This window comes from Micrococcus sp. (assembly GCF_034179925.1).
Lineage (GTDB): Bacteria > Actinomycetota > Actinomycetes > Actinomycetales > Micrococcaceae > Micrococcus.
In genome coordinates this window covers 74,416-84,396 of record NZ_JAXFPG010000003.1, presented here as the reverse complement: position 1 = coordinate 84,396, position 9,981 = coordinate 74,416, and the positions used below count along the sequence as shown (strand labels likewise).

Genomic DNA, 9,981 nt, shown 5'->3' with positions numbered 1-9,981 from the left:
GTGCGCCTCACCCCGGCCGCGGAGGCGCTCGGGGCCGAGCACGTACCCGGTCTTCGCCGTGCGGCCGGCCTGTTCCGCACCGTCCCGGACTTCCCCGCCCCCGGCGTCGTGTTCCAGGACATGGGCCCGCTGCTGGCCGACGCGGACGCCCTGCGCGCCGGGGTCCGCGGCATGCTCGCCCCGTTCGAGGGCCGGTTCGACGTGGTCGCCGGCCTCGACGCCCGCGGCTTTCTGCTGGCCGGGTACGCCGCGGCGCTGGCCGGCGTCGGGATGGTCCCGCTGCGGAAGGCGGGCAAGCTGCCCGCCCCCGTGGGCGAGGTGACCTACGACCTCGAGTACGGGCAGGCGAGCATCGAGGCCGCCGCCGAGCTGGCCGTCCCGGGGCTGCGGGTGCTGGTCGTTGACGACGTGCTCGCCACGGGCGGGACGCTCGCGGCCGCGCACGAGCTCGTCCGACAGGCCGGTGCCGCGACGGTCGGGGCGGCCGTCCTGCTGGAGATCCCCGCGCTGGGCGGCCGGCGCCGCACCCCGGACGTGCACGCCCTGTTCACGGCCTGATCCGGCCCCGCACGTTCCGTCCCGATGCGGGGGACCCGCGTGGCAGCGACCCGCGGATCCTCCCGGGAGCGAGCCGCGGAGCGCCGCCACACAGGACGCACGGGCCGAGCCGGCGTCGGGAGGTGACGGCGTCAGGCCTTCGGGAAGGCGGGGCGCTCGTCCCCGGCCATCTTCTCGACGACGCGGATCACCTGGTGGGAGTAGCCGTACTCGTTGTCGTACCAGACGTAGAGGATGGCGTTCTTGCCCTCGTTGTTCACGAGGGTGGCCAGGCCGTCCACGATGCCGGCACGGTCCGAGCCCACGAAGTCCGTGGAGACGACCTCGGGCGAGGCGATGTAGTCGATCTGGGAGCGCAGCTCACCGGTGAGGGACTCCTGCTTGAGGCGCTCGTTGAGCTCCTCCACCGTGGTGGGCGTGGCCAGGGCGAGATTGAGGATCGCCATGGACACGTCCGGGGTAGGGACGCGGATCGCGTTGCCGGAGAGCTTGCCCTTGAGCTCAGGCAGGGCCTTGGCCACAGCCTTCGCGGCGCCGGTCTCGGTGAGCACCATGTTCATGCCTGCGGAGCGGCCACGGCGGGAGCCCTTGTGGAAGTTGTCCACGAGGTTCTGGTCGTTCGTGTAGGCATGGACGGTCTCCACGTGCCCGTGCTCGACGCCCCACTCCTCGTTGACGACCTTGAGCACCGGGGTGATGCCGTTGGTGGTGCAGGAGGCGGCGGAGAGGATGGTGTCCTCGGCGGTGATGTCCTCGGAGTTCACACCGAAGACGATGTTCTTCATCTCGCCCTTGCCCGGGGCGGTGAGCAGGACCTTCGCGGTGCCCTTGGCCTTCAGATGCAGGCCCAGACCCTCGGCGTCGCGCCACTTGCCGGTGTTGTCCACCACGATGGCGTCCTTGATGCCGTACTGGGTGTAGTCCACCTCGTCCGGGGCGTTGGAGTAGATCACCTGGATCTCGACGCCGTTGGCGGTGATGACGTTGCGGTCCTCGTCGACGGTGATAGTGCCGTCGAACGGGCCGTGAATGGAGTCGCGGCGCAGCAGGGAGGCACGCTTGACGAGGTCGTCCTCGGAGTTCTTCCGCACGACGACGGCCCTCAGGCGCAGGCCGGAGCCTCCGCCGGCATGGGAGATGAGGATGCGGGCCAGGAGGCGACCAATGCGCCCGAAGCCGTACAGGACGACGTCGGTGGGCTCGGCGAGGCCCTGACCGCTCTGACCGGCGACGTCGGCCAGCTCAGCCGTGACGAACTCGGCGGCGTCCCCGCCGGTGGCCTTGTGCTTGGCGGCCAGCGTGCCGAGGTCGATGGATGCGGCACCCGGGTTGAGGGCGGCGACGGCCTCGAGCAGCGGGAAGGTGTCCTCCAGGGCCAGCTCGGTCTCGGCGATGCGGCGGGCGAAGCGGTGCGCCTTGATAATGTCGATGACGCTCTCGTGCACCAGCGAGCGCCCGTAGAGGCTGGTGACCACGTTGTTCTCACGGTACAGCTGGCCGATGAGCGGCACCATGCGCTCGGCGAGCTCTTCCTGAGTGGTCCATCGGGCGGCGGAGTTCTCTGCCACGGGAGTCCTTCCTAGAAACCGTTCCGGCCGAGCTCGGCCGGCCGCGGACTCCGTCGTCCGCGGTCGGAGCCAGTCTATGCGGATCCGACGGCCAGTGTGTCGCACGCCGACGCATGGGCGACGCGTAGACTGGTGCGTCGGGACGGATCGGTGGACGGTCGCGTGCCCGCCTGCGGGCGGGCGCGAGGAAAGTCCGGGCACCACAGAGCAGGATGGTGGGTAACGCCCACCCGGGGTGACCCGCGGGCCAGTGCAACAGAGAGCAGACCGCCTCCGCGCCATGGGCGCGGCGGTAAGGGTGAAACGGTGGTGTAAGAGACCACCAGCGGCCTCGGTGACGGGGCCGGCTCGGTAAACCCCATCCGGTGCAAGGCCGAACAGGACGTGCCATGAGGGCTGCTCGCCCCAGCGTCCGGGTTGGCCGCTCGAGCCCGTCAGCAATGGCGGGCCCAGATGGATGACCGTCACCCCACGAGGGGCAACGCTCGTGGGGGACAGAACCCGGCTTACAGCCGATCCGTCCCGCCCCTCTGCCCCGGGACACCCTCGGAATCACGCCGAATCGGCATGGCCATGCCGATTCCGGGCGGTCCTCACACGCCAGGCAGGTCAGTCACTTACAGCCTGAAACAGCCGCCTACAGTGAGCCAACCGGCACAGAACCGGCACGGGCTCACCTCACGGCGCCGTCGGAGAGACGGGCTAGGGCGACGTCATCCGAAGGCAGAACGTGCGCGTAGGTCTGCAGCAGCTCGGTGGCGTCCTTGTGGCCGAGCCGCCGCGCCACCGCCACCACGGATGCCCCCTGCGACAGCAGATGCGAGGCGTGATGATGGCGCAGCAGATGCCACCCCCCAGCGCCCATCCAGTCCAGCCGACGCCGCACCCGCACCCACGCCCCGTTGACCCGCTTCCGGGACCACGCCTTGCCCTCGTGGTGATGCAGGTGACCAAGCGGGCCGGCGGCGGCCACGAGCCTCTCAAGCACCTCGAGCGTCGCCGGGCCCACGGTGATGGTGCGTCGGGACCACACGGTCTTCAGTGGCGCCCACGACGTCAGCACCTCCCCCGCCTGCCGGTCCACGAGAATCGTCCCCGCACCCAGGTCCACCCGGTCCACGGTCAGGCCCCGCCACTCTCCCGGGCGCATGCCGGTCGCCGCGGCCAGGATCACCGCATCGCGCGCCCACGGGTCCACGCGGTCGGCGATCTGCTGCACCTGCTCCACGGTGAGCACCGGCACCGGCTCGGCCGCCGACCGCGGCAGTCGGATCTGCTTGGCCGGAGACGCCGGGATCAGGCCCTCGAGCGCCGCGTCCCGCAGCATGGACGACAGGTAGCTGTAGGACAAGCGGATCGTGCTCGGTGCCAGGCCCCGGTCCTGCCAGGCCAGGACTGCAGCCTGGACGTCGGCACGGGTGACCGCCCCGAGCCGGAGAGCCCCGAGCGTCGGCACGACGTCCCCGGTCACGCGCATGCGGATCACCCCCCGGGACGAGGGCCGCTGATGCACCTGCCGGCGCTGCCACTCCTCGGCCCACTCGGCCACAGTGACCGGGGCGTGCGCGGCCGGGGCGTCGGCGGCGTGCGCCCACGCCGTCGCGGCGTCCTTGGTGGGGAACGTCTTTGACGCTTCCGCGCCGCTCCCGTCCGTGCGGATCGCCCGCCACCGGTTGCCCTTCCCATACCGGGAGGTTCGGGTGCGGTCGCGGCGGTGCCAGAGGTCCTGGACACGGGACATGGGGGTCTCCTCGGAAGACGGGTCAGGCGGGGCGCTCGCTGGCGCGGGTGCACGCGGCGGCTTCATCGGGGGTGAGGGCCAGGAGGCGGTCGGCAGCGACGAGCGGGGTTACCCAGAGCTCGTCGGCGAGCTCCTCGAGGCTCAGGGCCCAGGGCAGGGCGGCGAGCAGGTCCTCGGCGGTCACGAGCAGCCGCGCGGTCTCCGCGCGCACGCGGTTCTCGACGGCGGGCGGCTGGCAGCCGCGGTGGCCGTGCTCGAGGTGCACGAGCTCGTGGGCGAGGACACAGCGCCGCTCGACCTGGGACATGCGGGGGTCGAGCCAGATCCGTGTGGCGCCGTCCGTGGCTCCGGGCGCCGCGGGGTGCGGGCGGGCCCATACGACGACGACGTGCGTCATCGCGCGCAGGGACCGCCAGGGGTGGAACATGGGGCCATGGTGTCCATGGCCGCGGACACGTTAGGCGGGCTCGTCGCCGGGGTCCTGGTTCTCCTCGCCGGCGGCGTCCATGTCGCGGTCGATGCGGTCGGCGGTCAGCTCGAAGTGGGGGTGCGCGGCGAGGTCGTAGGCGTCGGGGTTGGTGACCGTGGTGACCGACTTCTCGTTAGTTCCGCTACGCGCGCGCGTAGGGGATAGATCGAAAGTTCGGTCACCTCGGTCACCCGGGGTGCCGGGATCGGCTTGTTTCTGCGGTTCGGGGTTCATGGGGGCCGTGTTGCCACGGTGACCAGCTCCTTCGGTCAGCCGGCGGCGCAGCTCGTGGAGGAGTGCGTCGTCGGGGATGTCCTCGAGGCGGGCCGTCGTGGCGGTGAGGGGTAGTCCCATGGCCTGGGCGACGGCTGCCAGCACGGTGTCCGAGCTGATGCCGAGCCCCTTGGCCAGCGCATTGACGGTGCGCTGGGTGGGGCGCTCGGTGAGCTCGGGGCGGGCGTCGTTCAGGATCTTGGACAGGGCCTGCCGGGAGATGCCGCCGCGCTTGGCGACGTCGGTCTGGCGGAGGCCCTTCTGGTCCATCGTGTCCTGGACGAGCTTGCGGAGTTCGTGCATGGGTCCAGTCTCCGGAGGGGTGGTGTGGCGGTGCCAGCGGGCGGCTGACGGGCTGTCAACCGATGGCGGCGGACGCGCCGCGATTGCGTGTCAACCAGACTACCGGGCCGCGTGTGCTCTAGGCCGCGCCGTTGCTGGGGAAGCGGGCGCGCCGTCCGCTTGACACGGCGTCAAGCGGCGGGGGATGCTAGTCCCACACCGTTTGACAACCACGACGTAGGGGGGACAGGATGAAGGCCACCACCGCACGACGACGCAAGGCGAAGGGACGTTGGATGCAAATACGAGACCACGAGCTGCTGGTCCGGTACATGGAGGACCGCGGTATGAGCCAGGCCCGCCTCGGCCGGTACGCCGAGACGAGCCGCCAGTTCATCCACCAGCTCACGACCGGCGAGAAGCGCACCTGCACCCCGCAGGTCGCCGACCGCATCGAGGAGGCCCTCGGCCTGCTCAAGGGCACCCTCTTCGTGCCCCACGAGTCCCCCACCAAGGGACAGTCCACCCCCACCGGGGGACGCTCGAAGGCGGCGGCCTGATGCCCACTCGCCTGCTCACCATCCCCCAGGCCGCAGGCCTGCTCGCTGAGCACCCCGAGACCCTCCGCCAGCGGCTGCGCCGCGGCGAGCTCACCGGGGTGAAGAAGGGCGACGGTCCCCGCGCCCGCTGGTTCGTCACCGAGAAGGCCATCGACGCCTACATCACCCGCAGGAGCACCCGGTGAAGCACGCCCACACCATCCAGGACCAGCTCGGCCTCCGCCCCGTGGAGGCCGCCCCGTGGTGGGCGCCGGCCCCGGGTACCCCGGCCGCCGCTGTCCAGGCCGTGGTCCGCGGCACGGTCGCCACGATCGCCGCCGCCGGCCTCCTGTTCGGCCCGGACCTCGCCGGGCAGCTGATCTTCCCCTACTGACCCACCCACCCCACCGAAGGAGACCCCGTGACCAAGCTCAATCCCGATCACGCCAGCTACGCCTGCGGCATCCCCATCGAGTACTGCGACGTCGTCACGCGCGGCAAGTCCACGACCCTCTGGGAGGTCGTGGAGACCGAGTACCCCGACAAGCTGCGCCTGTCCAAGCTCGGTTCCTACGGAGAGACCAACCAGTGGGTCCGCGTCGCAGGCGTGCACTTCGTTCACCGCCGGCGCTTCACCGGCGGCAACACCTGCCAGCTGCTCCTGGACCTGCAGGAGCGCATCCGGGTGGAAGCCGAGGACGTTCATGACGGCGTCCGGTACGTCCGCCGCTTCGACCAGGACCACGAGGCCTCCGCCGAGAGGCTGCGCCGTCTGGCCCTCCGGCTCCGCCGCGCGGTCCGCGCGCACCGCGCCGTGCTCGAGTCTCTCTACGGCATCACCGACTGACCCGCCCACCCCGTCACCGAAGGAGACCCTGCATGTCCGCCCAGCCCTCCCCCCAGGCCGTTGACGCCGCCACCGAGCTCGCCTCCATCCGCGCCGACATCGACCGGCTCACCGCCCGCCGCACGGACCTCGAGAAGGTCCTCATCCACGAACTCGGCAACGGCACCCACACCGTCGCCGGCCTCAAGGTCCAGATCAGCACCCCCCGACAGCTCGACAAGAAGCTGTTCGCCGACACCTTCCCGCCGGCCACCCGACCCGACCTCTACGTGTTCGAGCCCACCCTGAACATGGACGCCGTCAAGGACCAGTTCGCCCCGGCGCAGCTGGACGAGTTCAAGACCGACGGCACCACACGGCTCACCCTCCGCTGACCATGGCCGTCCTGCAGCACACCTCAGACCCCCAGGCCCGGCACCCCTCCCGGTACTGGGCCGACCTGGACGACCCCACCACCGCGGACAAGACCGCCGCCGTCGCCGACGCCTACATGGACGTCGTCATCGAGGCCATCGTCAACCACCCCCGCTCCCTGCAGACCGCCATCGGCCCGTCCGAGCTCGGCATCACCTGCACCGTCGCCCTGCTGCACAAGCTCAACGGCGACCCCGAGCCGCCCCGCAACGACGTCCCCTGGCGGCCCACCGTCGGCACCGGCGTCCACGCCTGGCTCGAGGATGCCTTCGACGCGGAGGGCACCCGCCGCGGCGGGGACCCGCTCCGGTACCTCACCGAGCGGCGGCTCACGATCGGCACGATCGCCGGGACCTCGGTCACCGGGTCCTGCGACCTGTTCGACCTGCAGGAGCAAGTCGTCATCGACCACAAGGTCGTGTCCCCGAACAGCCTGCGGAAGTACCGGTCCCAGGGCCCCTCCCAGCAGTACCGGATCCAGGCCCACCTGTATGGCAAGGGCTGGCAGGACGCCGGCATCAAGCCTCACCTCGTGGCCATCTGCTTCCTGCCCGCCGCCGGGGACCTCACGGACGCCTACCTGTGGTCCGAGCCCTACCGGCGGGGCATCGCCGAGCACGCCCTCGAGCGGGCCAACCAGCTGGCCATGGAGATCGCCGTGCACGGCATCGACCAGGCCCTCGCCCAGCACATCAACGACCCCTGCGAGGACTCGTTCTGCGCCTGGCACAACCACGGCTACCGCAACGCGGGCGCCGCCAAGACCCCGACGGCCCCTGCGCCGCCGGCCGGATCTCCGTGGGCGCAGTTCGCCTCCTGAGACCCAACCCACCACCCGAACCCAACCCAGCTCAAGGAGCACTCACCATGTCGTTCGACTGGAACCAGCACGCCGTCGCCGCGGACTTCTTCAAGTTCGAGAACCCCGGGGACAACATCGCCGGCACCATCACCGCCATCACCACCCAGTCCTGGCCGGACGGGAAGGTCGACCCGCAGCTGCACCTGCACACCGACGACGGGCACGAGATCGCCGTGACCTGCGGGCAGATCCAGCTCAAGACCAAGCTCGTCTCCGCCGCCCCGAACGTCGGGGACCACGTGTCCCTGACGCACACGCACTCGGAGAACCGGGCCGGGGGCAAGACCCTCAAGCACTTCGACGTGCAGGTCACCCCCGCCGGCGGCGCCGTGCAGCCCCAGGCGGCCCCCGCCCCGGCCCCGGCCGCCCCGCCGACCCCGGCTCCGGCGTCGGCCGCGCAGCCCGCCGCCCAGCAGGACCCCTGGGCCGGTCAGCCAGCCGCCCCCGCAGCCCCCGCCGCCCCGGCTGACGGGCTCGCCGAGCAGGTCCGCAAGCTCGCCGGATCCGGGTTCTCCGACCAGCAGATCGCCGACTTCCTCAAGATCGACGTCGCCCAGGTCGCCGCCGCCAAGGCCTGACCTCCCCCACCCCGTCACCGCCGGGCGGGGACACCATCAGCCACACGCCGTGGTGTCCCCGCCCGGCCCCCACCGAAGGAGACCCCTCATGGCCACCCAGACCATGAACCCCGACGCCCGGACCCTGACCGGCGGCCGCACCCTCACCGTCTACACCAAGCCCCGCTGCGTCCAGTGCGACGCCACCAAGCGGGATCTGAACCGCCGCAGCGTCCGCTACGACTATGTCGACGTCACCCTCGACAAGGACGCCCTCGACAGGGTCACCAGCCTTGGCTACAAGGCGGTCCCCGTCGTCACGGTGACCGGGGCAGACGGCGCCCACCTGCAGGACTGGAACGGGTACCGGCCCGACTTGATCGCCGCCCTCTACCCGCCGCAGGTGGTGTGAGCCGTGGAGACGATCTTGGAGGCGCCAGCCCGCCGCCAGCCGGCCATACCCCGCACCACCGGGGGCCGCCGATGACCATCACCACCCCCGCCCCGACCATCATCTCGCCCCGCGAGTGGGAGCGGGCCACCACCACCGGGTACACCGGCGAACGGCTCATCCCCCTCGGCGCACCCCTGCACCGACAGGACCTCGCCGAAGGGTGGGCCGTGTCCCACGCCGTCGCCCACGCACGCCGCGCCGGATTCCACCCCACCCGCGAGGACGTGCACGTCGTCGGGGCACCGATCGAAGCCGGGGACGTCTGGTGGTGGAAGATCACCGCCACCTGGAAGCCCCGCGTCCCCGCCACCGCAGTCATCGCCTGCATCGGCGGTCCCGCCGCTGGCGCGCACACCACCCGCCTCCACTCCCAACTGCCGGCCACCCTGCTCGCCCACCGGTCCAAGGGCGCCACCCGGTTCGTGTTCGACCCCGCGTTCATCCCGATCGGCGGCCCCCAGCACTGGAAGCTGCACCCCTACCGGCTGGCCGGGTACACCCCAGACGGCCTCGAAGCGCACTACACCCACGACCTACAGGAGGACCAGCCATGAGCACCAGCACCGACCAGCGCCCCCTCGTCCTCGATCTGCTCCCTGCCACCCACGGGGCCGCCATCACCGACGTAGCCGTCCACGACCCCGCCACGGACCGGACCACCATTCACCCTGCCGCCTGGCTCAGCGCGGACGGCCGGTGGCGGACCATCACCGCCGGGGAAACCGTGATCCTCGACCCCCACACGATCATCGGCTTCACGGTCTGCATCGGGGCGGACACCACCACCTGGACCGAGGGGGCCGACGAGACACAGTGGGTCGCCCTCGTCCGGCGGGACGTCACCCCCATGACCGCCACCGACCCGACGCTCGACCCGGACGAGGGGGCCGACTGTGGCTGACCGCCCCACCATCCGCCACCGCGCCGAGGACGGGGGCCTCCTGCAGATCAACCCCGCCTACACGGCCTGGGCCGCCCACCGCGGCCGCACATCCGTCGTCTACCTCGCCCACGTCGACCTGTGGATCGTCACCGACCACCACACCGGCCGCCACTACCCGGCGTCCACCCTCCCCGAAGCCCACACCACCGCCACCCACGTCGCCGACGCCGGCGCCTGGAACCGGGCCCTCACCCAGGCAGGAGGCCGACCATGACCGGCCAGCAGCACACCCAGGGCACCGCCACCGTCCACGGCCAGACCATCCCCCTCACCCCCATCGACGACGGCGAGATCGTCACCGACGTCATCGTCATCGTCCGCACCCTCAAGTTCGACGAGAACGACCGCGCCCACGACTTCGTGTACGTCGACCAGACCCGGTCCACCACCGAGATCGTCACGACGGGCATGCTCACCGCCGCCGAGCAGGTGGCCATGGGGTATTGGGAACCCGAAGACGAGGACGAGGACTGA

Annotated in this window: 17 protein-coding genes and 1 other RNA gene; 14 read left to right on the top strand and 4 right to left on the bottom strand. The window is 71.3% G+C overall.

The window, feature by feature from the left end; all coding sequences use genetic code 11:
• Nucleotides 1-558, top strand: coding sequence for an adenine phosphoribosyltransferase (locus SPI96_RS00585; protein ID WP_414601879.1), 558 nt, complete (start codon nucleotides 1-3; stop codon nucleotides 556-558).
• 131 nt (nucleotides 559-689) lie between these two features.
• Here SPI96_RS00585 and SPI96_RS00580 read toward each other — a convergent pair whose 3' ends face one another.
• Nucleotides 690-2,126, bottom strand: a complete 1,437-nt coding sequence (locus tag SPI96_RS00580; RefSeq protein ID WP_321080422.1) for a glyceraldehyde-3-phosphate dehydrogenase — start codon at nucleotides 2,124-2,126, stop codon at nucleotides 690-692.
• A gap of 142 nt (nucleotides 2,127-2,268) precedes the next feature.
• Between SPI96_RS00580 and rnpB the strand changes: the two genes are divergently transcribed.
• Nucleotides 2,269-2,651, top strand: an RNA gene (gene rnpB, locus SPI96_RS00575) — RNase P RNA component class A.
• Between the two features lie 148 nt (nucleotides 2,652-2,799).
• On the opposite strand, the gene SPI96_RS00570 is transcribed toward rnpB, so the two are convergent.
• From SPI96_RS00570 to SPI96_RS00560, 3 genes are read right to left on the bottom strand one after another with little or no spacing between them, the layout of a single operon-like run.
• A complete protein-coding gene (locus SPI96_RS00570; protein WP_321080421.1) occupies nucleotides 2,800-3,867 on the bottom strand; it encodes a site-specific integrase in 1,068 nt (355 codons plus the stop codon).
• 22 nt (nucleotides 3,868-3,889) lie between these two features.
• Nucleotides 3,890-4,294, bottom strand: a complete 405-nt coding sequence (locus tag SPI96_RS00565; protein WP_321080420.1) for an ImmA/IrrE family metallo-endopeptidase — start codon at nucleotides 4,292-4,294, stop codon at nucleotides 3,890-3,892.
• A gap of 30 nt (nucleotides 4,295-4,324) precedes the next feature.
• Nucleotides 4,325-4,912, bottom strand: a complete 588-nt coding sequence (locus SPI96_RS00560; protein WP_321080419.1) for a helix-turn-helix transcriptional regulator — start codon at nucleotides 4,910-4,912, stop codon at nucleotides 4,325-4,327.
• A gap of 230 nt (nucleotides 4,913-5,142) precedes the next feature.
• On the opposite strand from SPI96_RS00560, the gene SPI96_RS00555 reads away from it, so the two are divergent.
• From SPI96_RS00555 to SPI96_RS00500, 12 genes are all read left to right on the top strand, one after another.
• Nucleotides 5,143-5,451 carry a helix-turn-helix transcriptional regulator gene (locus tag SPI96_RS00555; RefSeq protein ID WP_321080418.1) on the top strand — a complete coding sequence of 103 codons (309 nt, stop codon included), beginning with the start codon at nucleotides 5,143-5,145 and terminating at the stop codon, nucleotides 5,449-5,451.
• Nucleotides 5,451-5,636: a helix-turn-helix domain-containing protein gene (locus SPI96_RS00550; RefSeq protein ID WP_321080417.1), complete on the top strand. Its 186-nt coding sequence runs from the start codon at nucleotides 5,451-5,453 to the stop codon at nucleotides 5,634-5,636. The genes SPI96_RS00555 and SPI96_RS00550 overlap by 1 nt, the downstream gene beginning before the upstream one ends.
• Complete coding sequence (locus SPI96_RS00545) at nucleotides 5,633-5,824, top strand: hypothetical protein (protein WP_321080416.1); 192 nt, start codon at nucleotides 5,633-5,635, stop codon at nucleotides 5,822-5,824. Before SPI96_RS00550 ends, SPI96_RS00545 begins: the two co-directional genes overlap by 4 nt.
• A 27-nt stretch (nucleotides 5,825-5,851) precedes the next feature.
• Nucleotides 5,852-6,277, top strand: coding sequence for a hypothetical protein (locus SPI96_RS00540; RefSeq protein ID WP_321080415.1), 426 nt, complete (start codon nucleotides 5,852-5,854; stop codon nucleotides 6,275-6,277).
• Nucleotides 6,278-6,309: 32 nt separating this feature from the next.
• Nucleotides 6,310-6,651 carry a hypothetical protein gene (locus tag SPI96_RS00535; RefSeq protein ID WP_321080414.1) on the top strand — a complete coding sequence of 114 codons (342 nt, stop codon included), beginning with the start codon at nucleotides 6,310-6,312 and terminating at the stop codon, nucleotides 6,649-6,651.
• Between the two features lie 2 nt (nucleotides 6,652-6,653).
• Nucleotides 6,654-7,511 (top strand): hypothetical protein, encoded by an 858-nt coding sequence (locus tag SPI96_RS00530; RefSeq protein WP_321080413.1) that lies wholly within the window; start codon nucleotides 6,654-6,656, stop codon nucleotides 7,509-7,511.
• 47 nt (nucleotides 7,512-7,558) lie between these two features.
• A complete protein-coding gene (locus SPI96_RS00525) occupies nucleotides 7,559-8,131 on the top strand; it encodes a hypothetical protein (RefSeq protein ID WP_321080412.1) in 573 nt (190 codons plus the stop codon).
• Nucleotides 8,132-8,219: 88 nt separating this feature from the next.
• A complete protein-coding gene (locus SPI96_RS00520) occupies nucleotides 8,220-8,522 on the top strand; it encodes a glutaredoxin domain-containing protein (RefSeq protein ID WP_321080411.1) in 303 nt (100 codons plus the stop codon).
• Between the two features lie 71 nt (nucleotides 8,523-8,593).
• On the top strand, nucleotides 8,594-9,118 hold the full coding sequence (locus SPI96_RS00515; RefSeq protein ID WP_321080410.1) for a hypothetical protein: 525 nt from the start codon (nucleotides 8,594-8,596) through the stop codon (nucleotides 9,116-9,118).
• The gene (locus SPI96_RS00510; RefSeq protein ID WP_321080409.1) at nucleotides 9,115-9,465 is read left to right on the top strand and encodes a hypothetical protein; all 351 of its coding nucleotides are present in this window, start codon (nucleotides 9,115-9,117) and stop codon (nucleotides 9,463-9,465) included. Before SPI96_RS00515 ends, SPI96_RS00510 begins: the two co-directional genes overlap by 4 nt.
• Nucleotides 9,458-9,721 carry a hypothetical protein gene (locus tag SPI96_RS00505; protein WP_321080408.1) on the top strand — a complete coding sequence of 88 codons (264 nt, stop codon included), beginning with the start codon at nucleotides 9,458-9,460 and terminating at the stop codon, nucleotides 9,719-9,721. The genes SPI96_RS00510 and SPI96_RS00505 overlap by 8 nt, the downstream gene beginning before the upstream one ends.
• Nucleotides 9,718-9,981: a hypothetical protein gene (locus tag SPI96_RS00500; RefSeq protein ID WP_321080407.1), complete on the top strand. Its 264-nt coding sequence runs from the start codon at nucleotides 9,718-9,720 to the stop codon at nucleotides 9,979-9,981. The genes SPI96_RS00505 and SPI96_RS00500 overlap by 4 nt, the downstream gene beginning before the upstream one ends.